Here is a 25,433-nt window from a genome sequence, read left to right as displayed (position 1 = left end):
CAATGAAAAGCGCGGCCCGATGGTGACATTCAAGCCAACGCCGCGCGACAACGGCTTGGCCGCATGGGCTTGCCACGCGGGCGCCAGCCGGGGACGGCGGCGACCCGAACCGCCGGCTCCAACCCGTTCGGACTTTCAGCGCGACCGCGACCGCATCGTCCACAGCTCAGCGTTCCGCCGTCTCGTCTACAAGACCCAGGTCTTCCTGAACCACGAGGGCGACCTGTTCCGGACGCGGTTGACCCACTCGCTGGAGGTGGCGCAACTGGCCCGGTCGATGGCCTACAGCCTCGGCCTGAACGAAGACCTGGTTGAGGCGATTGCCTTGGCGCACGACCTGGGCCACACGCCCTTTGGGCATGCGGGGCAGGACGCGCTGGACGCCTGCATGGCGAACCACGGCGGCTTTGAGCACAACCTGCAGAGCCTGCGGGTCGTCGACAAGCTCGAACAGCGTTACCCCAATTGGGACGGGCTGAATCTTTGCTTCGAAACGCGTGAAGGCATCCTCAAGCGTTGCCCGCTGCCGCAAGCCGAGGCGTGGGAGGCTGAAGACCCCAGGGGTGTCGGGCACAGGTTCGTCGCCGGCCTGCAGCCCAGTCTCGAGGCTCAGCTGACCAACCTGGCGGATGAAATTGCCTACAACGCGCACGACATCGACGATGGCGTGCGCTCGGGCCTGCTGACGCTGGAGATGCTGAACGAGGTCGCGCTGTTCCGGCGTTTCCGTCAGGAGACCTTGTCCGACCACCCTGACCTGGCCACACTGCACCCACGTCGCCTGCTGGCCGAAATCATTCGGCGCATGTTGTCGGCCCAGGTCTACGACGTGATCGCGAACACGCAACGATGCCTGGCGCAGGACAACCCAACCAGCGTCGATGCTGTTCGCCACCTGCCGCCGCTGGTGGGCTTCAGCGGCGAGATGAAGCGCAGCAGCGCCGAGTTGAAGCGCTTTCTGTACCGCGCGTTGTACCGTCACCCCCAGGTATCGGCCACCACCGATGCCGCCAAGCAAGTGGTGGGCGAACTTTTCGACGCCTATCGCGACCGGCCCAGTGAGCTGCCGGCGGACTATGCACGCAGCTCGGATCCAATGCGTGCCCTGGCTGACTACATCGCCGGTATGACCGATCGCTTTGCCATTCGCGAACACCAGCGTTTGACCGGCAAGCGCGTCTTTCCGGACTGACGCTGAAGGTGGGTTCGCCCATCGCAGCCCCATCTAAAATGGGGTCAGATCAAATTTCAAACGTTCGAGCATGGCGCGACAGGCAAGGCTGACGATTCCCGGGCATCCACACCATCTGTTGATTCGAGGCAACAACCGGCAGCCGGTCTTTGTCGACGACGACGATCGCAAACGGCTGCTGAGGCAGCTGGGCGATGCCTTGTGTGAGCACCCGGTGACGCTGCACGCCTACGTGCTGATGCCGGACCATCTGCACTTGTTGGCAACACCTGCCGATGAAGGCAGCCTGGCGCGGCTGATGCAGAGCTTGGGTCGTCGCTATGTGGCCAGCTTCAACGCCAGACACCGGCGCAGCGGGACGCTGTGGGAGGGACGCTACCGTGCGCATGTGGTGGGCGGGGCCGACAACGTGCTGCGCTGCATGCGCTTCATCGAGCTGAACCCGCAGCGCTCGGGGCTGGCCTCCGGTTTGCATGAAGGAGGCTGGTCGAGCCTGGCGCATCACCTGGGCGCTCTGCGCGACCCGCTGATCACCGAGCCGGTGGCGTACTGGCAACTTGGCAATACGCCGTTTGATCGCGAGGCCGCCTACCGCCACTGGCTGGAGCAGGGCGTTGGGGCCCTCGAGGCGCAGCGCATCGTGTCGTCATTGGTGGGCGGTCGGCCATTCGGCGACGCCGCGTTTGTCGCCGACCTTGAAAAGCTGACATCGCGATCTCTGGTGGCTCGTCCCAGAGGAAGGCCGCCAAAATCGGCACACGAGACTGTCCCCAATAAATAAACTGCCACCTTCTCCGTCTTCATAAATAGAGCCTGACCCTATTTAATAGAGCTTGTGAGCGGCAGGGCTTTCTTTTAACCTCGCGTTTCCCCTAGCCAACGTCGAGGAGCGTTGCCCATGTCCAAGGCCACGCCGGGTCCCTTGCTGACCCCTGTCCCCCATCCGTCCGTCGAAGAAATCCAGGCCCTGACTGCGGACGGCCTGTACGACCCGCGGAATGAGAAAGACGCTTGCGGCGTCGGCTTCGTCGCCCACATCAAGGGGCAGAAGGCCCACGCGATCATTGCCCAGGGTCTGAAAATCCTCGAGAACCTGGACCACCGGGGCGCGGTGGGGGCCGACAAGCTGATGGGCGACGGTGCGGGCATCCTGATCCAGATTCCCGACGATTTCTTCCGCGCGGAGATGGCCGCTCAGGGCGTGACATTGCCGCCGCCGGGTGAGTACGGCGTCGGCATGATCTTCTTGCCGAAAGAACATGCCTCACGCCTGGCTTGTGTGCAGGAGCTGGAGCGGGCGATCAAGGCAGAGGGCCAGGTGTTGCTGGGCTGGCGCGACGTGCCGGTCGATGCCGACATGCCGATGTCGCCGACCGTGCGGCTGACCGAGCCGGTGATCCGCCAGGTCTTCATCGGTCGGGGCGCCGACGTGATCGTGCCGGACGCGCTGGAACGCAAGCTCTATGTGATCCGCAAGACGGCGTCGGCGGCGATTCAGGCGCTGAAGCTGACGCACAGCCGCGAGTACTACGTGCCCAGCATGAGCTGCCGCACGATCATCTACAAGGGCCTGCTGCTGGCCAACCAGGTCGGCCAGTACTACAAGGACCTGTCGGACCCGCGCGCCGTCTCGGCCCTGGCGCTGGTGCACCAGCGCTTCTCGACCAACACCTTCCCCGAGTGGCCGCTGTCGCACCCGTACCGGATGGTGGCACACAACGGCGAGATCAACACCGTCAAAGGCAACTTCAACTGGATGCGTGCCCGCGAGGGCGTGATGAAGTCGCCGGTGCTGGGTGACGACCTGAAAAAGCTCTACCCGATCAGCTTCGAGGGCCAGAGCGACACCGCCACCTTCGACAACGCGCTCGAGCTGCTGACGATGAGCGGCTACCCGCTCGCCCACGCCGCGATGATGATGATCCCCGAGGCGTGGGAGCAGCACGAGATGATGGACCCGCGCCGGCGAGCGTTCTACGAGTACCACGCGTCGATGATGGAGCCGTGGGACGGCCCGGCCGCGATGGTCTTCACCGACGGCAAGCAGATCGGCGCGACGCTCGATCGCAACGGCCTGCGCCCCGCGCGCTACATCGTCACCAACGATGACCTCGTCGTCATGGCCTCGGAGTCCGGTGTGCTGCCGATCCCCGAGAACCACATCGTCAAGAAATGGCGCCTGCAGCCCGGCAAGATGTTCCTGATCGACCTGGAGCAGGGCCGCATCGTCGACGACGAGGAACTGAAGAACCAGTTCGCCAGCGCGCGGCCCTACCGCCAATGGATCGACAACGTGCGCGTGCGGCTCGACTCGATCCCCGCTGGCGACACGCCGGCCACCGCTTTCACCGAAACGCTGCTCGATCGCCAGCAGGCCTTCGGCTACACGCAGGAAGACCTGAAGTTCTTGCTCGCGCCGATGGCAACCGCCGGCGAAGAAGGCATCGGCTCGATGGGCAACGACTCGCCGCTCGCGGTGCTGTCGGACAAGAACAAGCCGCTGTACAACTACTTCAAGCAGCTGTTCGCCCAGGTCACGAACCCGCCGATCGACCCGATCCGCGAAGCGATCGTGATGAGCCTGAACAGCTTCATCGGCCCCAAGCCCAACCTGCTCGACATCAACGCGGTCAATCCGCCGATGCGGCTAGAGGTGTCGCAGCCGGTGCTCGATTTCAAGGGTATGGCGCGGCTGCGCAACATCGAAGGCGCGACAGGCGGCAAGTTCAAGCCCTACGAGATCGACATCACCTACCCGCTGGCCTGGGGCAAGGCCGGCATCGAGGCCAAGCTGGCGTCGCTGTGCGCCGAAAGCGTCGACGCAATCAAGAGCGGCCACAACATCCTGATCATCAGCGACCGCCGGATGGACCGCGCGAACCTGGCGATCCCGGCGCTGCTCGCGCTATCGGCCATCCACCACCACCTGGTGCGTGAGGGCCTGCGCACCACCGCTGGCCTGGTTGTCGAGACGGCCTCGGCGCGCGAGGTGCATCACTTCGCGGTGCTGGCCGGTTATGGCGCCGAAGCCGTGCACCCGTACCTGGCGATGGAAACGCTGGCGGCGATGCACCAGGAGCTGCCGGGCGAGTTGTCGGCCGACAAGGCGATCTACAACTACGTCAAGGCGATCGGCAAGGGCCTGTCGAAGATCATGTCCAAGATGGGCGTGTCGACCTACATGTCGTACTGCGGCGCGCAGCTGTTCGAGGCCATTGGCCTGAACAAGGACATGGTCGGCAAGTACTTCCGTGGCACGGCCACGCAGGTCGAAGGCATCGGCGTGTTCGAGGTGGCCGAAGAGGCGCTGCGCAACCACCGCGCCGCGTTCGGTGAAGACCCGTTGCTCGAAAGCCTGCTCGAAACCGGCGGCGAATACGCCTGGCGCGTGCGCGGCGAAGAACACATGTGGACACCGGATGCGATCGCGAAGCTGCAACACAGCGCGCGTTCCGGCAAGTTCGACACCTACAAGGAATATGCGCAGATCATCAACGACCAGAGCAAGCGTCATCTGACGCTGCGCGGCCTGTTCGAGTTCAAATTCGACCCGGCCAAGGCGATCTCAGTCGACGAGGTCGAATCGGCCGCCGACATCGTCAAGCGCTTCGCCACCGGCGCCATGTCGCTCGGCTCGATCAGCACCGAAGCGCACACGACGTTGGCGATCGCGATGAACCGCATCGGCGGCAAGAGCAACACCGGTGAAGGCGGCGAAGACCCGGCCCGCTACCGCAACGAGCTGAAAGGCATCCCGATCACGCAGGGCACCAAGGTGTCGGACGTGATCGGTGCCGGCGTCGTTCAGGCCGACTACGAGCTGAAAGACGGCGACAGCCTGCGCTCGAAGATCAAGCAGGTCGCTTCAGGCCGATTCGGCGTCACGACCGAGTACCTGGTCTCGGCCGACCAGATCCAGATCAAGATGGCCCAGGGCGCCAAGCCAGGTGAGGGCGGCCAGTTGCCGGGCGGCAAGGTGTCCGACTACATCGGCTTCCTGCGCTACTCGGTGCCGGGCGTCGGTCTGATCAGCCCGCCGCCGCACCACGACATCTATTCGATCGAAGATCTGGCGCAGCTGATCCACGACCTGAAGAACGCCAACCCGCGCGCATCGATCAGCGTCAAGCTGGTGTCCGAAGTCGGCGTCGGCACCATCGCCGCCGGTGTCACGAAGTGCAAGGCCGATCACCTGGTGATCGCCGGGCATGACGGCGGCACGGGCGCCTCTCCCTGGTCCAGCATCAAGCACGCCGGCACGCCGTGGGAGCTGGGCCTGGCCGAGACGCAGCAGACGCTGGTGTTGAACCGCCTGCGTGGCCGTGTGCGTGTGCAAGCCGACGGCCAGATGAAGACCGGCCGCGACGTCGTGATCGGCGCGCTACTGGGTGCCGACGAGTTCGGCTTCGCGACCGCACCGCTGGTCGTCGAAGGCTGCATCATGATGCGCAAGTGCCACCTGAACACCTGCCCGGTGGGCGTGGCCACGCAAGACCCGGTGCTGCGCGCCAAATTCGCCGGCAAGCCCGAACACGTCGTCAACTACTTCTTCTTCGTCGCCGAAGAAGCGCGTCAATTGATGGCGCAGCTGGGCATTCGGAAGTTCGACGAACTGATCGGCCGTGCCGACCTGCTCGACACACGCAAGGCCATCAGCCATTGGAAGGCCAAGGGCCTGGACTTCAGCCGTGTGTTCCACCGGCCTCAGGTGCCGGCCGACGTGGCGCGCTTCCACGTCGAGGAGCAGGACCACGGCCTGGACCGGGCGCTCGACAAGAAGCTGATCCAGAAGTGCCGCGACGCCTTCGAGACCGGCGAGAAGATCCAGTTCATGCAGGACGCGCGCAACGTCAACCGCTCCGTCGGCGCGATGCTGTCGGGCGAGCTGATCCGCCGGCGGCCTGAAGGGCTGCCCGACCACACGGTGTTCATCCAGATGGAGGGCACCGGCGGCCAGAGCTTCGCGGCCTTCCTGGCGCAGGGCATCACGCTGTACCTGATCGGTGAAGCGAACGACTACACCGGCAAGGGCCTGTCCGGCGGCCGCGTGGTGGTGCGCCCGAGCATCGACTTCCGCGGCGACGCGACCGCCAACATCATCGTCGGCAACACCGCACTGTACGGCGCGACCAGCGGCGAGGCCTTCTTCCGCGGCGTGGCCGGCGAGCGATTCGCCGTGCGCCTGTCGGGTGCGACGGCAGTCGTCGAAGGCACAGGCGACCACGGTTGCGAGTACATGACCGGCGGCACCGCCGTCGTGTTGGGCAAGACCGGTCGCAACTTTGCAGCCGGCATGTCCGGTGGTATCGCCTACGTGTTCGACGAAGACGGCCAGTTCGCCAAGCGCTGCAACACGGCGATGGTGTCGCTCGAGAAGGTCCTCTCGACGGCCGAGCAGGAAGACACTGTCGACCCGGCGATCTGGCACAAGCAGCAGACCGATGAAGCGCTGCTGAAGCGGCTGATCGAAGACCACCACAAGTGGACCGGCTCCCTGCGTGCCCGCGACATCCTCGACCATTGGGCCGACTCGCGCGCGAAGTTCGTCAAGGTCTTCCCGACCGAATACAGGCGCGCGCTGGGTGAGCTGCATGCGACCCGCGAAACCATCGAAGCGATCGACAAGGCTGTCGGCAAGCCGGCGGACAAGAAGGCTGCCACCAAGGCCGGCAAGTCACTGACCTCGAAGTAAGCCAAGGATCTGAAGAGCACACCATGGGAAAAGTCACCGGCTTCCTCGAGTACGAGCGCGTCGAAGAGAGCTACGCGCCCGTCCCCCAGCGGCTGAAGCACTACAAGGAATTCGTCATCGGCCTCGCGGCCGACCAGGCGAAAGTGCAGGGCGCGCGCTGCATGGACTGCGGCACGCCGTTCTGCAACAACGGCTGCCCGGTCAACAACATCATCCCGGACTTCAACGACCTGGTCTATCGTGGCGACTGGAAGAATGCGATCACGGTGCTGCACAGCACCAACAACTTCCCTGAGTTCACCGGCCGCATCTGTCCGGCGCCGTGCGAGGCCGCGTGCACCTTGAACGTTAACGACGACCCGGTCGGCATCAAGTCGATCGAGCACGCGATCATCGACCGGGCCTGGGAAGAGGGCTGGGTCAAGCCGCAACCGGCGACAGTCAAGACCGGCAAGAAGGTGGCGGTGGTCGGCTCCGGCCCGGCCGGCTTGGCGGCAGCACAGCAGCTGGCGCGCGCCGGTCACGCGGTGACGGTGTTCGAAAAGAACGACCGCGCCGGTGGCCTGCTGCGCTACGGCATTCCTGACTTCAAGATGGAGAAGTCGCACATCGACCGGCGCGTCGCGCAGATGGAAGCCGAGGGGGTGGTGTTCCGCACCGGCGTGATGGTGGGCGAGTTGCCCAAGGGCTCGAAGATCACCAACTGGGCCAAATCCAGCGTCACGCCGGGTGAGCTGAAGGCTGAGTTCGACGCGGTGCTGCTGGCTGGTGGGGCCGAAACTTCGCGCGACCTGCCGGTGCCCGGGCGCGACCTGGACGGCGTGCACTTCGCGATGGAGTTTCTGCCGCAGCAGAACAAGCTGAACGCGGGTGACAAGCTGAAGGGCCAGATCCGCGCGGATGGCAAGCATGTGATCGTCATCGGCGGCGGAGACACCGGCAGCGACTGCGTCGGCACCAGCAACCGGCACGGGGCGGCCAGTGTCACGCAGTTCGAGCTGATGCCGATGCCGCCCGAGACCGAAGACAAGCCGCTGACCTGGCCGTACTGGCCGTACAAGCTGCGCAGCTCGTCCAGCCATGAAGAAGGCTGCCAGCGCGAATTCGCGATCGCGACCAAAGAATTCGTCGGCGAGAAGGGCAAGCTGACGGGATTGAAGACAGTGCGTGTCGAATGGAAGGGCGGCAAGATGGTCGAAATGCCGGGCAGCGAGCAGTTGCTGAAGGCCGACCTCGCGCTGCTGGCGATGGGTTTCGTCAGCCCGGTCGCCGCGGTCATCGAAGCATTCGGTGTCGAGCTGGACATGCGCGGCAACGCGAAGGCCGGCACCGATGCGGCGAACGGCTACAAGACCAATGTCGACAAGGTGTTCGCAGCCGGCGACATGCGACGCGGACAGTCATTGGTGGTCTGGGCGATCCGCGAAGGCCGTCAGGCTGCACGTGCAGTCGACGAGTTCTTGATGGGCTCGTCGACGCTGCCCCGCTGAACTTCGCTGCTAGCACAGCCGGGGCGGGCGCGTCGTGTTGCTGCGACGTGTCCGTAGGTGATGGCTGGGCAAAGCGTCCGGCCCCCCAGAAAGCCCATGCGACAATCCTCGGGAAATCCCTGCCCGAGATGAGCGACCCATTCATTGAGATCGATCACGTCACGTTTGGATATGACGCCAGCCGGACGATTCTGAACGACATCAGCCTGCGCTTCATGCGCGGCAAGGTCACGGCCGTCCTGGGCGGCTCGGGCTGCGGCAAGACGACCTTGCTGCGCTTGATTGGTGGCGTCTACGCTGCCAGCGCGGGTCGTGTCGTGTTCGACGGCGAAGTCGTCAACGTGCGCGACCGCGCCCTGCTGTACCGCATGAGGCGCCGCCTCGGAATGCTGTTCCAGTTCGGGGCCTTGTTCACCGACCTGACGGTCTACGACAACGTGGCCTTCCCGCTGCGCGAGATGACCGACCTGCCGGACGAGCTGATTCACGACATCGTGCTGATGAAGCTCAACGCGGTCGGCCTGCGTGGGGCGGCGCCGTTGAAGATCAGCGAGGTGTCAGGGGGCATGGCGCGGCGCATTGCGCTGGCCCGTGCGATCGCGCTCGATCCCGAACTGATCATGTACGACGAGCCGTTCGCCGGCCTGGACCTGATCTCGATGGGCGTTGCGGCCAACCTGATCCGCACGCTCAACGACGTGACCGGCGCCACCTCGCTGGTGATCTCGCACGACGTGCCCGAGTGCATGGCCATCAGCGACTGGGTCGTGTTGCTGGCCACCGGCGGGCGTGTCGTTGCCCAAGGTACGCCGGCCGAGTTGATGGCCAGCACCGATCCCGAAGTGCGCCAGTTCGTGCGGGGCGAGCCCGACGGTCCCGTCAAGTTCCACTACCCGGCGCCCGAGATGGCTGTCGACTACGGTCTGCGAGGCCAGGCATGAGCTGGCTTGCGTTCGTGGGCGCCTGGGCTTTGCGTGGCCTGGGCAGCTGGGGCCGGTCGGCCCTGTTTTTTGTCGACCTGCTGGCGGCGTCGCCAGCGGCCTTGCGTCGTTTCGGCCTGGTCGTTTCGCAGATCCACGCGATCGGCAACCGCTCGTTGGTCATCATCCTGGCTTCGGGCATGGCGGTGGGGTTCGTGCTCGCGCTGCAGATGTACTACGCGCTGGCCACCTACGGGGCGGCTGAGTCGCTGGGCCTGGTGGTCAACCTGTCGCTGGTACGTGAACTGGGCCCGGTGGTCACAGCGCTGCTTTTCGCAGGCCGCGCCGGCACCTCGTTGACGGCGGAAATCGGCCTGATGAAGGCGGGCGAGCAAATCGCTGCGCTGGAGCTGATGGCGATCGACCCGCGCCAGCGCGTTCTCGCGCCGCGTTTCCTCGCCGGCGCGATCTCGATGCCGCTGCTGGCGATCATGTTCTCGGCCATCGGCATCTCGGGCGCCTGGCTCGTCGCGGTCGGCCTGATCGGCATCGACCCGGGCAACTTCTGGTCGATTCAGCAAAGCGGTGTCGATGTCTGGCGCGATGTCGGCAACGGCGTCGTCAAGAGCGCGGTGTTCGGCGTCATTTGCACGGCCGTCGCGCTCTACCAGGGCTATGTCACCGAAGCCACGCCGGAAGGCGTGGCCTATGCCACCACCCGCACCGTCGTCATCTCGTCGCTGTCGGTGCTGGGCATGGACTTCATTCTCACGGCGCTGATGTTTTCCACGCGCTAAGGATCAAACGATGGCAAAGAAAAGCATCGAAACCCTCGTCGGCCTCTTCGTGTTGCTGGGCATCGCGGCGCTGCTGTTCGTGGCGCTGAAGGCAGCCAACCTGGCCAGCTTCAGCAACGGCGAGACCTACCTGCTGCAAGCCCGGTTCGACAACATCGGTGGCCTGAAGGTCCGTGCGCCGGTCCGTTCGGCGGGTGTGCTGGTCGGCCGGGTGACGTCGATCAAGCTGGACCCCAAGACCTACCAGGGCGTGGTCAGCCTGCAGATCATCAGTGGCGTCGAGTTCCCGAAGGACTCGTCGGCCAAGATCCTGACCTCGGGCCTGCTGGGTGACCAGTACATCGGCATCGACCCGGGTGCCGACGACAAGAACTTCGCTGCCGGCGACATGATCAAGCAAACCCAGTCGGCCATCGTGCTAGAGAACCTGATCGGCCAGATGCTGCTGAGCAAGGCCGGCGAGGCCGGTGCCGAGAACGGGGATAAGAAATGAAGCTGGCAGCGGCCTGCGCGATCGCGCTGGTGCTCGGCGGCGCTGCTCGCGCCGAGGACGGCGACGCCGCTCACGCGACACAGGCAGTCCTGGCTGCTGCCGCCAGCGGGGCAGCCTCAGCGCCCGCTGATGAGCCGCCGTCGGCGCCGGCAGCCAACCCGGCACCGTCGAAGAAAGACCCATTCGAATCCTGGAACCGCTCCGTCTTCTCGTTCAACGAAGCGGTCGACACCGCGGTGCTGAAGCCGGTCGCACAGGCCTACAAGGACATCGTGCCCGAGTACGTGCGCACGCTGATCGAGAACGTCTTTGGCAACGTCGCCGACGCCTGGTCAACAGTCAACCACGCGTTGCAAGGCAAGTTCGAAAGCACGCTGCAGATGGGCATGCGGGTGGCCACCAACAGCGTACTGGGCTTCGGCGGTCTGCTCGACATTGGCACCGAGATCGGCCTGGAAAAGCAGTCCGAAGATTTCGGCCAGACGCTGGGAAGCTGGGGCATGCCGTCGGGCCCGTACGTGATGCTGCCGGTGCTCGGCCCCTCGACATTGCGCGACACTGCCGCACTGCCGGTCGACATGCAAGCCAGCCCGACTGCATTGATCGACGATACCCGCGCCAAGCTGATCGGTGTGGCGCTGATGCAGGCGGTCAGCACCCGCGCGGGCCTGCTGGGCGCCAGCCGCGTGCTGGACGACGTCGCGCTGGACAAATACAGCTTCCTGCGCGACGCCTATCTGGCCCGGCGGCAGAATCAGGTCTACGACGGCAACCCGCCGGAGTCGCCCGATGAGGACGAAGAAGCCGAGACGGATGCACCGGCAGCCAAGTGAGCGCTTGCTCGCTGCAATTTGTCACCGACACCGGTGAACCGACCCGCTTGTTGGCGCGTTGACTGAGCCGGCCGGCGCCTTGACCGGCGCCAAGCCTCCACAAGGAAGGAACCCAGATGTTTGCCTTTGCCCTGACCCGCCGTGTTGCCTTGGCCGCCGTGGCCGCCGCTTCGCTGGTGGGCCCGTTCGCCGCCCATGCTCAAGTGACGGCGCCCGATGCGCTGATCAAGCAAGTTTCCACTGAAGTCATCGACACCCTGAAGGCCGACAAGGCGATCCAGGCCGGCGACGTGTCCAAAATCATCACGTTGGTCGACACCAAGGTGATGCCGAACGTGAACTTCCAGCGCATGACGGCCGCCGCTGTCGGCCGGCCGTGGAAGACCGCCACGCCGGACCAGCAACAACGCCTGCAGGCCGAGTTCAAGATCCTGCTGGTGCGGACGTATGCCGGCGCGCTGACGCAGGTGCGCGACCAGACCGTGCAGCTGAAGCCGTACCGTGCCGGCGCCGAAGACTCCGAGGTCGTCGTGCGCACGGAGATCAAGGGCAAGGGCGAGCCGATCCAGCTCGACTACCGTCTCGAGAAGGTCGACGGCGGCTGGAAGATCTACGATGTCAATGTGCTGGGCGTCTGGCTGGTCGAGCAGTACAAGAACAGCTTCGCGCAGGAGATCGGCGCGGTTGGCATCGACGGCCTGATCACCAAGCTGGCAGAGAAGAACAAGGCTGCGGCCAAGAGCTGAGAGCCATGACCGAGGCTGCGACCCTGATCCTGCCGGCAGCGCTGACGCTGCGCGATGCGCGTTCGGCGCTGGCGACGCTCGGCCCGGCGATCGCCGCGGCCGGCGACGGCACGATCGTGATCGATGCGGGTGCGTTGGTGCAGATCGACTCGGCCTCCTTGGCCGTGTTGCTGCAATGCCGCCGCCTGGCGGAAGGGCGTCAGCGTGGCTTCGAGGTGCGCAATGCACCGGCCAAGCTGGTCGACTTGGCCAAGCTTTACGGCGTGGCCGAGTTGCTCGGCATGGCCTGAGAGCCCGCGGGGGTTCTCGGGGGCTGCCTACTCCGGCTGGGCGTAGCGGCGCGTGCGCAGGTTGCGCTTGATCTCTTGCAGCACTGGGCGCAGCCCCTGGCCCAGGCGCAATGCGACGCCGGTGGTCAGGATGTCGATGATCATCAGGTGCAACATGCGCGAGACCATCGGGCTGTAGCGGTCGTAGTCTTCCGGGTGGTCGGCGGCCAGCAGGATCTGCCCGGCCCCTTGCGCCATCTGCGCCAACGGTGAGCCGCTGGCGGTGATCACGATCAACGTCGCGCCCTTGCGCTGCGCGATTTCGGCCACGCCCAGCAGATCCTGGCTGCGGCCCGAATTGCTGATCACCACGGCGCAGTCGACCGGCTTGAGCATGGTCGCACTCATCACCTGCACATGGCCGTCGCTCATCGCGATCGCATTGACGCCCAGGCGGAAGAACTTGTGCTGTGCGTCCTGCGCGACGATGCCGGAATTGCCGACGCCGTAGAACTCGACCCGGCCGTTGTGCTTGGCCGTTTCGACCAGCGCCGCCATGGCGCGTTCGAAGGCATGGCCGGCGGCGTCGTTGCGGTACTTGAGCAGTGCGCTGACCGCGTTGTCGATCACCTTGACGATGATGTCCGAAGGCTTGTCGTCTTCGTCAACCGAGCGGTGCACGAAGGGCACGCCTTCGTTGACGCTGCCGGCCAGCTTGCGCTTGAAATCCGACAGGCCGTCGTAGCCCACGCTGCGGCAAAAGCGCACGACGGTGGGTTTGCTGACGTGCGATCGCTCGGCCAGCTCCCCGACCGGCATCGAGGCGAAGCTGCGCGGGTCGCTGAGCACGAGCTTGGCGACCCGCTGCTCGGCCGGCGGCAGCGCGGGGATGGAGGCGCGGATTCGGTCGAGCATGACGAATGCCTACTGCTCTTCGGCCCACGCGAAGCCGTCACGCGCGACCATGGCGCTGGCGGCGGGTGGCCCCCAGCTGCCTGCTGCGTAGGTCTTCAAGTCGCTTGCATCCTGGGCCCAGCTGTCGAGGATCGGTTCGACCCAGCGCCAGGCCTGCTCCTGTTCGTCGCTGCGCACGAACAGGTTCAGGCGCCCGGCGATGGCGTCGAGCAGCAGGCGCTCGTAGGCGCCGACGCGCTCGGTGGGGAAAGCCTTGTCGAAATCCAGGTCCAGCGAGACCGACGACAACGCCTCGCCCTGGCCCGAACCCTTGGCGGCCAGCAGGTGCAGTTCCAGCCCGTCTTCCGGCTGCAGCTTGATCACCAGCTTGTTGGCCCGGCTCATGCCGGCGAATATCGGGTGCGGCACTTCGCGGAAGCTGACGACGATCTGCGCCTCGTGCGCTGCCAGGCGCTTGCCGGTGCGCAGGTAGAAGGGCACGCCCGCCCAGCGCCAGTTCTGCACCTCGGTCCGCAGGGCCACGAAGGTCTCGCAGGTGCTGCCGGGCGGCACCTTCACCTCGTCCAGGTAGCCGGGCACGGCCTTGCCATTGACGGCACCGGCCTTGTACTGGCCACGCAGCACATCGCGGGCCACGCTGGCCGGCGTGAAGGGCCTCAGCGACTTCAGCACCTTCAGCTTCTCATCGCGGATTGCGTCGGCGTCGTTGGTCGATGGCGGCTCCATCGCAATCATCGTCAGCAGCTGCAGCGCGTGGTTCTGCACCATGTCGCGCAGGGCACCGGTGCGGTCGTAGAAGTCACCCCGCGTGCCGACACCGATCGATTCGGCCAGCGTGATCTGGATGTTGGAGATGCACTCGCGCCGCCACAGCGGCTCGAACAGCACGTTGGCAAAGCGCAGCGCCATCAGATTCTGCACCGCCGGCTTGCCAAGGTAGTGGTCGATGCGGAAGGCCTGCCGTTCGGTGAACACCGAGCGCACGACGCGGTTGATCTCCTGCGCGCTGGCCAGGTCGTGGCCGAGCGGCTTTTCCAGCACCACGCGCACCTTCGGGCCGTTGAGGCCAGCCGCGCCGAGCTGTTCGCAAATCACTGGAAACAGGTGCGGGCTGGTGGCCAGGTACAGCACCGCGGTGTCCGCACCGCGCTCGTCGAGCCAGGCCTTCAGGCCCGCATAGTCGGCCGGCTGCGACAAGTCCATCCGGCGGTAATGCAGCAGCGCGGCGAAGCGATCGAACTCGTCGTCGTTCGGCCGCTTCGAGCTGTCGACGTCGACGAAACGTTCGCGGATGAACTGACGGTAGTCGGCATCGCTGCGTTCGTCACGCGCCACCGCCAGGATGCGGCCGCCAGCGGGCAATTTGCCGTGTCGAAAGGCCTGGAACAGCGCGGGCATCAGCTTGCGCCAGGTCAGGTCGCCGGTGCCGCCGAAGAATACGAGGTCGAAGGACATGGTCAGCGATGTGAAACAAAGTTACACGCTGAATGATGCATGAGTTTCTTCCACGGGTCAACGGCGCCCGACTGGGTCATGGGGCGTAACCGCGCTGAAACCGGATCAGGCCTTCTAATGAGGGCTGCGCGTCGCCCACCTTTCCTATCAGCGGCCGTCTCACATCACCATGAACCAGCTCGACCAACTCAAGGCCTACACCACCGTCGTGGCCGACACCGGCAACTTCAAGCAACTGGCACAGTACGCGCCTCGCGACGCCACGACCAACCCTTCGCTGATCCTGAAGGCGGTGCTGCAACCGGAATACGCACCGCTGCTGAAGGAGACGGTGGCCGTCCACCGCGGGCAACCGCTGCCCCAGCTTGTCGACCAGGTGCTCGTGCGCTTCGGCCGCGAGATCCTGAAGGTCGTGCCGGGCCGTGTGTCGACCGAAGTGGATGCCCGCCTGTCGTTCGACACGGCCGCCACGATTGCCCGGGCCCATCACTTGATCGGCCTGTACGAAGACGCCGGCATCGGCCGCGACCGGGTGCTGATCAAGGTGGCCTCGACCTGGGAGGGCATCCAGGCGGCCCGCGCGCTCGAGCGCGAGGGCATCCATTGCAACCTGACGCTGCTGTTCAGCTTCTGCCAGGCGGTGGCGTGCGGCGAGGCCAACGTGACACTCATCAGCCCGTTCGTCGGCCGCATCTACGACTGGCACAAGAAGCAAGCCGGCGCCGCTTGGGACGAAGCGGCGATGGCCGGCGCCAACGACCCTGGTGTCAAATCGGTGACGCAAATCTTCAATCATTACAAGAAGTTCGATATCGCCACCGAGGTGATGGGGGCGAGCTTCCGCAACACGGGCCAGATCACGGCGCTGGCGGGCTGCGACCTGCTGACGATCAGCCCCGAATTGTTGGCGCAGCTGCAAGCCAGCGAGGCGCCGCTGTCGCCGGCACTGGACGCTGGCGATGCGCGCCAACTCGACCTGCATGCCGTGCTTTACAACGAAGCGGGCTTCCGTCATGCGCTGAACGAGGACGCCATGGCCACCGAGAAGCTGGCCGAGGGGATTCGCCTGTTCGCCGCGGATGCGGTAAGGCTCGACAAGCTGATCCAGGAGGCCTGAGATGCCGAACCTCGCCTCTCCGCGTTGCGACGCCACCGTGGCCTGGGCCGCGCTGCGTGGCCATCACGAGGCCCATGGCCGCGAGTTCGATTTGCGCCAGGCCTTTGCCGACGATCCCATGCGTTTCGATCGATTCGGCTTGCAGGCGCCCGAGGTCTTTGCCGACTTGTCGAAGAACCGTTGGGACGAGCTGACGCGCCGCCTGCTCGTCGAGCTGGCCGAAGACTGCCACCTCGCGGCCCGGCGTGACGCGATGCTTGCCGGCGACCCGATCAACACGACCGAAGGCCGCGCGGTGCTCCACACCGCCTTGCGCGCGCCGCGCGGCGCCGGCCCGTTCAGCACCGATGTTCACGACGTGCTCGATCGCATGCTGGCCTACGCCGAACGCATCCGCGCGGAGGCAGGCGCCGCCTACACGGACATCGTCAACATCGGCATCGGTGGTTCCGACCTCGGGCCACGGATGGCGGCGATCGCGCTGCAGCCGTATTGCCATCCGGGCCTGAGGCTGCACTTCGTCTCCAATGTCGACGGCCATGACATCACGCCGTTGCTGCAGGGCCTGAAGCCCGAGCGCACGCTGTTCGTCGTCGCCTCGAAGACTTTCACGACGCAGGAGACGATGTCCAACGCCGAGGTCGCGCGCGAGTGGTTCGTCGCGAACGGCGGCAAGGACACGGCGCGCCACTTCGTCGGCGTGACGACCAACCTGAAGGCCGCGGCCGAGTTCGGCATCACCGACACCTTTGGCTTCTGGGACTGGGTCGGCGGCCGCTATTCGCTGTGGAGCGCCATCGGCCTGCCGCTGGCGATCGCGATCGGTGCCGACGCATTCCGCACATTCCTCGACGGCGCGCATGCGATGGACAAGCACTTTGCGCAAGCGCCGTTGTTGCAGAACCTGCCGGTGCAACTGGGCCTGCTCGACGTCTGGTACCGCAACTTCCATGGCTTCACCAGCCGCTCGATCGCTCCCTACCACCAGGGCCTGGCGCGATTGCCGGCGTACCTGCAGCAGCTGGAGATGGAGTCGAACGGCAAGGGGGTCGACAGCGATGGGCGCACGCTACCGTTCGGCACCAGCCCGGTGGTCTGGGGCGAGCCCGGCACGAACGGCCAGCACGCGTACTTCCAGATGCTGCACCAGGGCACCGACGTCGTGCCGGTCGAGTTCATCGCGGTCAAGCGCCCGAGCCATGGTCATGCCGATCTGCACACCAAGCTGCTGGCCAACTGCCTGGCACAAAGTCAGGCGCTGATGCAGGGCAAGACTTCGGCCGAAGCGGCCACCGAGAAAGCGCCGACTGCGTCACAGACGCTGGACCGCACGGTGCTCGCGCGGCACCGCAGTTTCCCCGGCAATCGGCCCAGCACCACGCTGCTGCTGGAAACGCTGAACCCGCGCTCGCTCGGGGCCCTGATCGCACTGTACGAACATCGCGTGTTCACCAGCGGTGCGATCTGGGGCATCAACAGCTTCGACCAGTGGGGCGTCGAGCTTGGCAAGGCGCTGTGCAACCAGCTGCTGCCGCGCTTCACATCGGGCGACTCGACGGGCCTGGACGGCTCGACCGCTGGCCTGCTGGCACGTTTGCGAGGATGAGCATGATCAAGAGCAGTGCCTGGAGCGACACCTTGCTCGACGCATCGACTGTGGACACCGCGATCGTCTTCGACTTCGGCCGCGTGGTTTTCGACTGGCAGCCCGAGGCCTTGCTGAGCCGCGTGCTGCCTCGGCGCGCCGCCACACCCGAGACCGCGGCGCACTGGGTCGAGCAGATCTTCCAGAGCTACCAAGGCGACTGGGGTGATTTCGACAGCGGCCAGGTCGAGGTACCGGCGCTGATCGAGCGCATCGCCCGCCGCACCGGGCTGGACGAAGCCGAAGTGATGGCCGTGGTCGATGCGGCACCGGCCTCGCTGACGCCGCTTTCGGGCACCGTGGCGTTGATGAAGCGCCTGAAGGATGCCGGGCGGTCGCTGTACTTCCTGTCCAACATGCCGCTGCCGTTTGCCGAGCACCTGGAACGCGCGCACCCTTTCATGGACTGGTTCGACGGCGGCGTTTTCTCTTCGCGCGTCAAGGTCAACAAGCCCGCCGCGGCAATCTTCGACCATGCGTTGAAGCAGTTCGGGCTGCCGGCCGAGCAGGTGCTCTTCATCGACGACCACGGCCCGAACATCGAAGCCGCCAAGGCGCTCGGCTGGCAGGCGGTGCAGTTCGTCGGCGACGCCGAACTGGAGCGTGAATTGATTGAGCGCGGCTTGATCGTCTAGGGGGCACTCACGCCGATGCGGCAGCACGGCTGCGTGCGCGCCGCCACTGCCGGTCCGAACGAAAGCCCGCCAGTGCCAGCGCCTGCTTGGTGTGCAGGCCGGCCTGCTTGGCCTCTTGCGCCAGCGCCAGGCGTACCTGCTCGACATGCTCGCGCGGGGTCAGGCCGGCGTGCTCGCGGAACAGCCGCGCCAGGTGGCGCGGCGTCACGTGCGCCAGCGCGGCCATGCGTTCGAGCGACCAGTCCTCGCCGGGCGCTTCCAGCACGGCGGTCTGCACTGCGTGCACGGCGGGATGCAGATGGCTGCGGCCCGCGAGCAGCGGTGAACGCTCGGGGTCGTCGGTGCCGCGGCGATGGAACACCACCATCACCTGCGCCACGGCCGATGCCAACGCCTCGCCTTGCGTCTGCGCGATCAGGTGCAGCGCCAGGTCGATGCCGGCGGTGACACCGGCGCTGCTGGCGAACACGCCGTCTTCGACGAACACGCGGTTGGCGACCACCCGTGCGGCAGGTGCCAGCGCGGTCAGTTCGTCCAGCAGTTCGTGATGGGTGGTGACGCACCGCCCGGCCAGCAAGCCGGCGTCGGCGGCCAGCAGGGCGCCGGAGCAGACGGTCAGCAGGCGATGCGGGGTGTCCGTCGGCGTCAGCGCGGTGGCCACGACCTGTGCCAACCAATGGCGTGTCGCCAGCCAGGCCCGCTGGTGGCGCACGACTTGCGGCGCGTTGCCGGGGCGGCCGACCAGCACGATCCACGTCGGGGCGGCCAATCGGTCGGGCAGCGGCTGCAGGCCGGCGAGCATCAGGCCCACCGAGGAGGGTGTTGTCGCATCCGGGCCGACGAAGCGCATCCGATAGGCCGGTGGGCGGCCACGCGCCTCGAGTTGCGCATTGGCGAGCCGGAAGGCTTCCGCCGGCCCGCCCACATCCAACAGCAGGCTGTCGGGCAGCACGACGAACAGCACCTCGATCGGTGGGCTCACGCGTCGCCCCAGGGGACGTCCAGCTGTCGCGCGGTGCGCTGCGCGAGCTCGGTATCCACGAGGCGGCCGACCAGATGCAGGCTCATGTCGATCCCGGCCGCGATGCCGGCGGAGGTGACGATGCGGCCGTTGTCGACCCAGCGGCGTTCCGGCTGCACCCGCAGGCTTGGGTAGCGCCTGGCCAGGTCCTCGGCATCTTCCCAATGTGTGGTCGCTTCAGCGTCGTGCAGCACACCGGCCTCGGCGAGCACGAAGGCGCCGGTGCAGATCGACGCGGTGATCTGCGCCTGGGCCGAGCGGCGGCGCAGCTCGGCCAGCAATGGCGCGTCGTCGAGCAGGTGGTCGACCACGCCGCCGGGCACCAGCACCACATCAGCTACCGGTGCATCGACCAGCGCGCAGTCCGGCCGAAGCACCAAGCCGGCGCGTGCCGTGACCGGGCGGCCGTCAGGCGACGCCGTCACCAACTCGAACGGCGTCGCGATGTTGCGCCGCGAGGCCATGCGGTTGGCGGTGGTGAACACCTCGTAGGGCCCGGCGAAGTCGAGCAACTCGACCTCGCCGAACATCAACAGCAACAAACGCGTCATGCGGCGCTCTTCGCGCGGGCCAGCGCCTGCTCGACCGTGCAGATGGTCGCGAAGCGGCCGGCCAGCACGGTCTCGGTCCGTTCGCGGATCGCCGCGGCGCTCAGGGTGGCGCCCGACGGCGTGGTCATGTCGAAGGTCAGCGTGGCTTCAGTCACGTAGTCGACCTCCCAGCCCTCGTCACTGGCATGGCGGGTGGTCGTTTCACAGCACTGCTCGGTGCGGATGCCGGCAACGATCAGCCGGCGGATGCCCTGGCCGTGCAGCCACACCGGCAAGCCGGAACCCACCAGCGCGCTGTGGCGGTGCTTCTCGACCACCAGCGCGGCGTCGAAGGGCTTCAACTCCGCCATCGGCTTGATCAGCCCGCTGGCATGCGCAAACGGGTTGTCGGCACGGTTCGGCTCGTCGACATGGAACACCTGCACGATCGGGATGCCGGCGGCGGCGCACCCAGCGACCAGCTCGTTGGTGCGCTCGAAGAACGCGGGCGCTTCGGCGTCGCTCCAGTACGGCCGGACACGGAAGGACTCCTGCACGTCGATGAGCAGCAGGGCGGTGGTGGGGCGGGCGGAAATGGACATGACGATCAACGAGTTTCAGTGGCAGAGGATGCCATGTTTCCCTTGGATGCGTCGCCGCGCCAGCCCTGAAACGGACGGCTTCAGGTCGAATCAGGACATGACGGGTTGCTGCGGCTCAGGTCCGGGCCAGGAAGCGCTCCACCAACCGCACCCACAACGCCCCCCCTGGCGCGATCAACGCATCGTTGAAGTCGTAGTTCGGGTTGTGCAGCGTGCAGGGCCCCATGCCATGGCCGCTGATGCGGTGGCTGCCGTCGCCGTTGCCGATGACGAAGTAGGCGCCGGGTTTTTCGAGCAGGAAGTAGCTGAAGTCCTCGGCCGTCATTGCGGCTTCAAACTCCAACGTGTTGGCGTCACCGACCAGTTCGCGCATCACGCCGCGCAGGAACTGCGCTTCGGCTGGGTGATTGATCGTCGGCGGGTAGTTGCGGTGGAACTCGAAGTCGACGCTGAGGCCGAACGCGGCCGCGGTGTGTTCGGCAATTTCCTTCATCCGGCGTTCGATCAGGTCGAGCACCTCGAGCGTGAAGGTGCGCACCGTGCCCTGGATTTCGCAGCTGTCGGGGATGACGTTGGTGGCTTCGCCGGTGTGGATCATCGTGACCGAGACGACGGCGGTGTCGATCGGCTTTTTGTTGCGGCTGACGATGGTCTGGAAGGCCTGCACCATCTGGCAGGCCACGGGCACCGGGTCCAGGCCGAGGTGGGGCAGCGCGGCGTGGGCGCCCTTGCCGCGGATCGTGATCTTGAATTCGTTGCTCGAGGCCATCGCTGGGCCATCGCAGACGGCGAACTGGCCCGCCTCGTAGCCCGGCCAGTTGTGCATGCCGAACACCGCGTCCATCGGGAACAGCTTGAACAGGCCGTCCTTGACCATTTCGCGCGCGCCGCCGCCGCCTTCTTCGGCCGGCTGGAAGATCAGGTAGACGGTGCCATCGAAGTTGCGGTGCTTGGCCAGGTGGCGCGCCGCGCCGAGCAGCATCGCGACGTGCCCGTCGTGGCCGCAGGCGTGCATCTTGCCGGGGTGCTGGCTCGCATGTGCAAAGCGGTTGTGCTCAGTCATCGGCAGCGCGTCCATGTCGGCGCGCAGGCCGATCGCGCGGGGGCTGTTGCCGTTCTTGACGATGCCGACCACGCCGGTCTTGCCGAGCCCGCGGTGGATCGGGATGCCCCATTCGGTCAACTGCTTGGCGATCAGGTCGGCGGTGCGGACCTCTTCGAAGCACAACTCGGGGTGGGCGTGGATCTCGCGACGCAGCGCGGCGATCGTCTCGGCATCGGCCTGCAGGGTGTCGATCAGGGTCATGGCGGCGGGTGGCGTCAGGAAGGCCCCCAGAAACGCCGCGGTGACGGCTGTCGGGACGTCGTCCCGGGCAGGGGCCGTGGCATGTTACTCGCGGCCCCGAGGCACGTTCGCCGCCCATGGGCGCAGCCCCGCCAGGGGCAGGGGCGCTGTGCCATCATGCTCGGATGTCCGTCGTCGCCAGCCCCACCGCCCGCACCGTTCACGCAGCCTGCCCGCACGATTGCCCCGACACCTGCGCCATTCGCGTCACCGTCGAGGGTGAACAAATCGTCCGCATCCAGGGCGACCCGAACCACCCACCGACCCATGGCGCGCTGTGCACCAAGGTCTCGCGCTACGCCGAACGGGTCAACCACCCTGAACGGGTGCTGACGCCGCTCAAGCGTGTCGGACCGAAGGGCAGCGGGCAGTTCGTGGCGGTGGGCTGGGACGAGGCGCTGGACGACATCGCCGGCCGGCTGCGCGAGATCGCCGCGCGGGACCCGCAAGCCATCGTGCCCTACAGCTACGCTGGCACGATGGGCCTGGTGCAGGGCGAGAGCATGGCCGCACGCTTCTTCAACAAGCTTGGTGCCTCGTTGCTCGATCGCACGATCTGCTCCGCCGCTGGTGGCGAGGCGCTGCAGATGACCTACGGCGGCAAGGTCGGCATGCACCTGGAGCATTTCGCCGAAAGCAAGCTGATCGTCATCTGGGGCAGCAACTCGATCGCATCGAACCTGCATTTCTGGACCTTCGCGCAAGCCGCCAAACGCAACGGCGCCAAGCTGATCGCGATCGACCCCCGCAAGACCGAAACGGCCGAGAAGTGCCACCAGCACATCGCCTTGCTGCCCGGCACCGACGGTGCGCTGGCGTTGGGCCTGATGCACGAGCTGATCACCAACGACTGGCTCGACCACGACTACCTCGATCGCCACGTCGAAGGCTGGCCCGCGCTGCGCGAACGCGCACTGCGGTGGACGCCCGAGCGCACCGCCGCCGAGTGCGGCCTGACGGTCGACGAGGTGCGTGGCCTGGCACGCGACTACGGCATGACGAAGCCGGCCGCGATCCGCCTGAACTACGGTATGCAGCGGGTGCGCGGCGGTGGCAACGCCGTGCGCCTGATCGCGCTGCTGCCTTGCCTGACCGGTGCCTGGCGGCATCGTGCGGGGGGCATGCTGTTGTCGGCCTCGGGCTGGAACAAGGCGGTGAAGAACACGGCCGCGCTGGACCGGCCCGATCTGCTGGCTGGTCGCCAGCCGCGCACGATCAACATGAGCACGATCGGCGACGATCTGCTGCGTGAATCCTCTGCCGCATTCGGCCCGAAAATCGAGGCGCTGGTGGTCTACAACAGCAACCCGGTCGCGGTGGCGCCCGAGTCGCCCAAGGTGGTGGCGGGCTTCCAGCGTGAAGACCTGTTTACGGTGGTGCTTGAACACTTTCTGACCGACACCGCCGACCATGCCGACTACGTGCTGCCGGCGACGACCCAGATGGAACACTGGGACGCGCACACCAGCTACGGCCACACCTACGTGCTGATCAACGAGCCGGCGGTCTCACCGCGGGGCGAGGCGAAGTCGAACTGCGAAATCTTTCGCCAGCTCGCTGCCCGGCTCGGCTTCACCGAGCCCTGCTTCCGGGACGGCGACGAGGCGATCGCGCGCCAGGCCTTCAACGAGCAGGTCGACACCGAGCAGTTGCAGCGCGACGGCTGGTTCAAGCTGCCGTTGCCGGACGCGCCCTTCGCCGAAGGTGGCTTTCCCACGCCCGGCGGCAAGGCGATCGCCGAAGGCCCCGGTGTGCCGCTGCCCGACCATGTGCCGAACTACGAGAGCGTGGCCACTGCGCCCGAGCTGGCTGCCCGCTACCCGTTGGCGATGATCTCGCCGCCGGCGCGCAATTTCCTCAATTCGACTTTCGTCAACGTCAAGAGCCTGCGCGACATCGAGGCCGAGCCGGTGGTCGAGCTGCACCCGGCCGATGCGGCGGCGCGTTCGCTCGTCGATGGCCAGGCGGTGCGCGTGTTCAACGACCGCGGCAACTACCACTGCACCGCCCGCATCAACCAGCGCGCGCGGCCCGGTGTCGTCAACGGCCTGGGCGTCTGGTGGCGCAAGCTGGGCCGCAACGGCACCAACGTCAACGAGTTGACGCACCAGCAACTGACCGACCTGGGCAAGGCACCGACCTTCTACGACTGCTTGGTCGAGGTGGCGGCACTTTGAATCGATGCGTCTCAAGGGTTGGTTGATGACAGGTGTCGCCAGCGTCGTGGGCTTGCTGGCGGTCGCGGCCGGCACCGTCTGCCTGACCAGCGGCTGCAGTTCGATGGGTTACCTGGCCCAGTCGGTCAGCGGCCACGTGAACCTGTTGAACAGCGCGCGGCCGGTCGACGACTGGCTCGGTGAGCCCGGCACGCCCGAGCCGCTGAAAACCAAGCTGGCGCTGACCAAGCGCATGCGCGACTTCGCCGTCAGCGAACTGAAGCTGCCGGACAACCGCAGCTACCGCGCGTTTGCCGATCTGAAGCGCAACGCCGCGGTGTGGAATGTCGCGGCGGCGCCCGAGCTGTCGCTGAAGCTGCAGACCTGGTGCTACCCGGTGGTCGGCTGCGTCGGTTACCGTGGCTACTACGCCCAGGCGGATGCCGATGCCGAAGGCCAGGCGCTGCGCGACCAGGGCCTCGAGGTCACCGTCTACCCGGTACCGGCCTACTCGACGCTGGGCAAGTTGGAGTGGCTGGGCGGTGACCCGCTGCTGAATACCTTTATCCAATGGCCCGAGGTCGAGCTGTCGCGGCTGATCTTCCACGAGCTCGCGCACCAGGTGGCGTTCGCGCCCGGCGACACGATGTTCAACGAGTCGTTTGCGACCGCGGTCGAGCGCCTGGGCGGCGAGCGCTGGATGGCGGCCCACGGCAGCGATGCGTCGCGCGCGCAGGCGAAGGCGATCGAACAGCGACGGTCGGACTTTCGGCGCCTGACGCTCGGCACCCGCGCGGCGCTGGATGCGCTGTACCGTTCAGACGCGCACGACGAGGCCAAACGTGCGCGCAAGGCCGAGCTGATGGCCCAGATGCGGGCCGACCACGCGGCGCTGAAAGCCGGGGCCTGGAACGGCTTCGCCGGCTACGATACGTTCTTCGCCAGGGCCAACAACGCCTCGCTGGGCATCCAGGCGGCCTACCTGAACTGGGTACCGGCGTTCACCGCGCTGTTCGAGCGCGAGGGGCGGGACTTCCCACGTTTCTATGCCGCAGCCCGGCGCCTGGCCGCCTTGCCGCGCGCCGAGCGCGACGCCACACTGCAGAGCCTGGCGCCGCAGACCACCGAATCACACAAACAACATTGATGGACAACCATGGCTGATATTCGAATCCACCGCGACCATAGCCTGGGCCTGGAGCGAGCCCGCAAAGTCGCGTGGAAATGGGCTGAGCATGTCGAGAAGAAGTACGACATGGAATGTGGCGTGCTGGAGGGCGAGACCAGCGACACGGTGCAGTTCAAGCGCTCCGGCGTCTCGGGCACGATGGTGGTCACCGGCGAGCATTTCGAGGTGCAAGCGAAGCTCGGGTTGCTGATGGCGGCCTTCGCCAGCCAGATCCAGGCCGAGGTCGCCAAGCAGCTCGACGAGGCGCTGGCCAAGGAGCAGGCCAAGGCGGCCAAGAAGGCCTGACGCCGGCCTGAGGCCGCTTCCGTCCGCCCGGCCCGCCTGAGCCGCGGCCGGGCCGTCTTTCCTTCTGTGGTTGCCTTTCTGTGGTTGCTACCTGGCGACGGCTGCT

The 25,433-nt window shown here is 66.4% G+C and carries 22 protein-coding genes; 16 read left to right on the top strand and 6 right to left on the bottom strand.

The window, feature by feature from the left end:
- Positions 1-19: 19 nt before the first annotated feature.
- The 10 genes from VFY73_RS00255 to VFY73_RS00210 all read left to right on the top strand — a co-directional run bounded on the left by VFY73_RS00255 (position 20) and on the right by VFY73_RS00210 (position 12,453).
- On the top strand, positions 20-1,192 hold the full coding sequence (locus VFY73_RS00255) for a deoxyguanosinetriphosphate triphosphohydrolase (protein ID WP_329715890.1): 1,173 nt from the start codon (positions 20-22) through the stop codon (positions 1,190-1,192).
- A gap of 70 nt (positions 1,193-1,262) precedes the next feature.
- Positions 1,263-1,973 (top strand): transposase, encoded by a 711-nt coding sequence (locus VFY73_RS00250; RefSeq protein WP_329715889.1) that lies wholly within the window; start codon positions 1,263-1,265, stop codon positions 1,971-1,973.
- A gap of 117 nt (positions 1,974-2,090) precedes the next feature.
- Positions 2,091-6,884 carry a glutamate synthase-related protein gene (locus tag VFY73_RS00245; protein ID WP_329715888.1) on the top strand — a complete coding sequence of 1,598 codons (4,794 nt, stop codon included), beginning with the start codon at positions 2,091-2,093 and terminating at the stop codon, positions 6,882-6,884.
- Between the two features lie 23 nt (positions 6,885-6,907).
- The gene (locus tag VFY73_RS00240; RefSeq protein WP_329715887.1) at positions 6,908-8,374 is read left to right on the top strand and encodes a glutamate synthase subunit beta; all 1,467 of its coding nucleotides are present in this window, start codon (positions 6,908-6,910) and stop codon (positions 8,372-8,374) included.
- A 128-nt stretch (positions 8,375-8,502) separates the two neighbouring features.
- The gene (locus VFY73_RS00235) at positions 8,503-9,315 is read left to right on the top strand and encodes an ABC transporter ATP-binding protein (protein ID WP_414654344.1); all 813 of its coding nucleotides are present in this window, start codon (positions 8,503-8,505) and stop codon (positions 9,313-9,315) included.
- Positions 9,312-10,091, top strand: a complete 780-nt coding sequence (gene mlaE / locus VFY73_RS00230; protein WP_329715886.1) for a lipid asymmetry maintenance ABC transporter permease subunit MlaE — start codon at positions 9,312-9,314, stop codon at positions 10,089-10,091. Before VFY73_RS00235 ends, mlaE begins: the two co-directional genes overlap by 4 nt.
- 10 nt (positions 10,092-10,101) lie before the next feature.
- Positions 10,102-10,584, top strand: a complete 483-nt coding sequence (gene mlaD / locus VFY73_RS00225) for an outer membrane lipid asymmetry maintenance protein MlaD (RefSeq protein WP_329715885.1) — start codon at positions 10,102-10,104, stop codon at positions 10,582-10,584.
- Positions 10,581-11,417, top strand: a complete 837-nt coding sequence (locus VFY73_RS00220) for a VacJ family lipoprotein (protein ID WP_329715884.1) — start codon at positions 10,581-10,583, stop codon at positions 11,415-11,417. Before mlaD ends, VFY73_RS00220 begins: the two co-directional genes overlap by 4 nt.
- 116 nt (positions 11,418-11,533) lie before the next feature.
- The gene (locus tag VFY73_RS00215; RefSeq protein WP_329715883.1) at positions 11,534-12,163 is read left to right on the top strand and encodes an ABC transporter substrate-binding protein; all 630 of its coding nucleotides are present in this window, start codon (positions 11,534-11,536) and stop codon (positions 12,161-12,163) included.
- A 5-nt stretch (positions 12,164-12,168) separates the two neighbouring features.
- Positions 12,169-12,453: an STAS domain-containing protein gene (locus tag VFY73_RS00210; RefSeq protein ID WP_329715882.1), complete on the top strand. Its 285-nt coding sequence runs from the start codon at positions 12,169-12,171 to the stop codon at positions 12,451-12,453.
- Between the two features lie 27 nt (positions 12,454-12,480).
- Here VFY73_RS00210 and VFY73_RS00205 read toward each other — a convergent pair whose 3' ends face one another.
- Positions 12,481-13,347: a MurR/RpiR family transcriptional regulator gene (locus VFY73_RS00205; RefSeq protein WP_329715881.1), complete on the bottom strand. Its 867-nt coding sequence runs from the start codon at positions 13,345-13,347 to the stop codon at positions 12,481-12,483.
- 9 nt (positions 13,348-13,356) lie between these two features.
- Positions 13,357-14,802 (bottom strand): glucose-6-phosphate dehydrogenase, encoded by a 1,446-nt coding sequence (zwf, locus tag VFY73_RS00200; protein WP_329715880.1) that lies wholly within the window; start codon positions 14,800-14,802, stop codon positions 13,357-13,359.
- Positions 14,803-14,971: 169 nt separating this feature from the next.
- Between zwf and tal the strand changes: the two genes are divergently transcribed.
- From tal to VFY73_RS00185, 3 genes are read left to right on the top strand one after another with little or no spacing between them, the layout of a single operon-like run.
- Positions 14,972-15,919, top strand: coding sequence for a transaldolase (gene tal / locus VFY73_RS00195; protein WP_329715879.1), 948 nt, complete (start codon positions 14,972-14,974; stop codon positions 15,917-15,919).
- A gap of 1 nt (position 15,920) precedes the next feature.
- Positions 15,921-17,525 (top strand): glucose-6-phosphate isomerase, encoded by a 1,605-nt coding sequence (gene pgi / locus VFY73_RS00190; protein ID WP_329715878.1) that lies wholly within the window; start codon positions 15,921-15,923, stop codon positions 17,523-17,525.
- Positions 17,522-18,199 carry an HAD family phosphatase gene (locus tag VFY73_RS00185; protein ID WP_329715877.1) on the top strand — a complete coding sequence of 226 codons (678 nt, stop codon included), beginning with the start codon at positions 17,522-17,524 and terminating at the stop codon, positions 18,197-18,199. The genes pgi and VFY73_RS00185 overlap by 4 nt, the downstream gene beginning before the upstream one ends.
- Positions 18,200-18,206: 7 nt before the next feature.
- Here the strand turns inward: VFY73_RS00185 and VFY73_RS00180 are convergent, their stop codons facing one another.
- From VFY73_RS00180 to VFY73_RS00165, 4 genes are all read right to left on the bottom strand, one after another.
- A complete protein-coding gene (locus VFY73_RS00180) occupies positions 18,207-19,181 on the bottom strand; it encodes a GlxA family transcriptional regulator (RefSeq protein WP_329715876.1) in 975 nt (324 codons plus the stop codon).
- Complete coding sequence (locus tag VFY73_RS00175; RefSeq protein WP_329715875.1) at positions 19,178-19,771, bottom strand: DJ-1/PfpI family protein; 594 nt, start codon at positions 19,769-19,771, stop codon at positions 19,178-19,180. The genes VFY73_RS00180 and VFY73_RS00175 overlap by 4 nt, the downstream gene beginning before the upstream one ends.
- A complete protein-coding gene (locus tag VFY73_RS00170; protein ID WP_329715874.1) occupies positions 19,768-20,352 on the bottom strand; it encodes an isochorismatase family protein in 585 nt (194 codons plus the stop codon). Before VFY73_RS00170 ends, VFY73_RS00175 begins: the two co-directional genes overlap by 4 nt.
- 115 nt (positions 20,353-20,467) lie before the next feature.
- Positions 20,468-21,658, bottom strand: a complete 1,191-nt coding sequence (locus VFY73_RS00165; RefSeq protein WP_329715873.1) for a M20 aminoacylase family protein — start codon at positions 21,656-21,658, stop codon at positions 20,468-20,470.
- 164 nt (positions 21,659-21,822) lie between these two features.
- On the opposite strand from VFY73_RS00165, the gene VFY73_RS00160 reads away from it, so the two are divergent.
- Genes VFY73_RS00160 through VFY73_RS00150 form a run of 3 tightly spaced genes read left to right on the top strand, consistent with a single transcriptional unit; the run spans position 21,823 to position 25,327 of the window.
- On the top strand, positions 21,823-23,874 hold the full coding sequence (locus VFY73_RS00160) for a molybdopterin oxidoreductase family protein (RefSeq protein WP_329715872.1): 2,052 nt from the start codon (positions 21,823-21,825) through the stop codon (positions 23,872-23,874).
- 25 nt (positions 23,875-23,899) lie between these two features.
- Positions 23,900-25,000 (top strand): aminopeptidase, encoded by a 1,101-nt coding sequence (locus VFY73_RS00155; RefSeq protein WP_329715871.1) that lies wholly within the window; start codon positions 23,900-23,902, stop codon positions 24,998-25,000.
- A gap of 9 nt (positions 25,001-25,009) precedes the next feature.
- A complete protein-coding gene (locus tag VFY73_RS00150; RefSeq protein ID WP_329715870.1) occupies positions 25,010-25,327 on the top strand; it encodes a polyhydroxyalkanoic acid system family protein in 318 nt (105 codons plus the stop codon).
- Positions 25,328-25,433 lie beyond the last annotated feature (106 nt).

This window comes from Ideonella sp., from assembly GCF_036277275.1.
Taxonomy (GTDB): Bacteria; Pseudomonadota; Gammaproteobacteria; order Burkholderiales; family Burkholderiaceae_C; genus Ideonella.
The sequence above is the reverse complement of the archived record's forward strand: the minus strand, read 5'-3'. Positions and strand labels throughout refer to the sequence as shown.

What these genes read in the sequence shown, in the direction of transcription:
- VFY73_RS00255 (WP_329715890.1), top strand. Translation starts at nt 20, where the DNA reads ATGGTGACATTCAAGCCAACGCCGCGCGACAACGGCTTGGCCGCATGG.
- VFY73_RS00250 (WP_329715889.1), top strand. Translation starts at nt 1,263, where the DNA reads ATGGCGCGACAGGCAAGGCTGACGATTCCCGGGCATCCACACCATCTG.
- VFY73_RS00245 (WP_329715888.1), top strand. Translation starts at nt 2,091, where the DNA reads ATGTCCAAGGCCACGCCGGGTCCCTTGCTGACCCCTGTCCCCCATCCG.
- VFY73_RS00240 (WP_329715887.1), top strand. Translation starts at nt 6,908, where the DNA reads ATGGGAAAAGTCACCGGCTTCCTCGAGTACGAGCGCGTCGAAGAGAGC.
- VFY73_RS00235 (WP_414654344.1), top strand. Translation starts at nt 8,503, where the DNA reads ATGAGCGACCCATTCATTGAGATCGATCACGTCACGTTTGGATATGAC.
- mlaE (WP_329715886.1), top strand. Translation starts at nt 9,312, where the DNA reads ATGAGCTGGCTTGCGTTCGTGGGCGCCTGGGCTTTGCGTGGCCTGGGC.
- mlaD (WP_329715885.1), top strand. Translation starts at nt 10,102, where the DNA reads ATGGCAAAGAAAAGCATCGAAACCCTCGTCGGCCTCTTCGTGTTGCTG.
- VFY73_RS00220 (WP_329715884.1), top strand. Translation starts at nt 10,581, where the DNA reads ATGAAGCTGGCAGCGGCCTGCGCGATCGCGCTGGTGCTCGGCGGCGCT.
- VFY73_RS00215 (WP_329715883.1), top strand. Translation starts at nt 11,534, where the DNA reads ATGTTTGCCTTTGCCCTGACCCGCCGTGTTGCCTTGGCCGCCGTGGCC.
- VFY73_RS00210 (WP_329715882.1), top strand. Translation starts at nt 12,169, where the DNA reads ATGACCGAGGCTGCGACCCTGATCCTGCCGGCAGCGCTGACGCTGCGC.
- VFY73_RS00205 (WP_329715881.1), bottom strand. Translation starts at nt 13,347, where the DNA reads ATGCTCGACCGAATCCGCGCCTCCATCCCCGCGCTGCCGCCGGCCGAG.
- zwf (WP_329715880.1), bottom strand. Translation starts at nt 14,802, where the DNA reads ATGTCCTTCGACCTCGTATTCTTCGGCGGCACCGGCGACCTGACCTGG.
- tal (WP_329715879.1), top strand. Translation starts at nt 14,972, where the DNA reads ATGAACCAGCTCGACCAACTCAAGGCCTACACCACCGTCGTGGCCGAC.
- pgi (WP_329715878.1), top strand. Translation starts at nt 15,921, where the DNA reads ATGCCGAACCTCGCCTCTCCGCGTTGCGACGCCACCGTGGCCTGGGCC.
- VFY73_RS00185 (WP_329715877.1), top strand. Translation starts at nt 17,522, where the DNA reads ATGAGCATGATCAAGAGCAGTGCCTGGAGCGACACCTTGCTCGACGCA.
- VFY73_RS00175 (WP_329715875.1), bottom strand. Translation starts at nt 19,771, where the DNA reads ATGACGCGTTTGTTGCTGTTGATGTTCGGCGAGGTCGAGTTGCTCGAC.
- VFY73_RS00170 (WP_329715874.1), bottom strand. Translation starts at nt 20,352, where the DNA reads ATGTCCATTTCCGCCCGCCCCACCACCGCCCTGCTGCTCATCGACGTG.
- VFY73_RS00165 (WP_329715873.1), bottom strand. Translation starts at nt 21,658, where the DNA reads ATGACCCTGATCGACACCCTGCAGGCCGATGCCGAGACGATCGCCGCG.
- VFY73_RS00160 (WP_329715872.1), top strand. Translation starts at nt 21,823, where the DNA reads ATGTCCGTCGTCGCCAGCCCCACCGCCCGCACCGTTCACGCAGCCTGC.
- VFY73_RS00155 (WP_329715871.1), top strand. Translation starts at nt 23,900, where the DNA reads ATGACAGGTGTCGCCAGCGTCGTGGGCTTGCTGGCGGTCGCGGCCGGC.
- VFY73_RS00150 (WP_329715870.1), top strand. Translation starts at nt 25,010, where the DNA reads ATGGCTGATATTCGAATCCACCGCGACCATAGCCTGGGCCTGGAGCGA.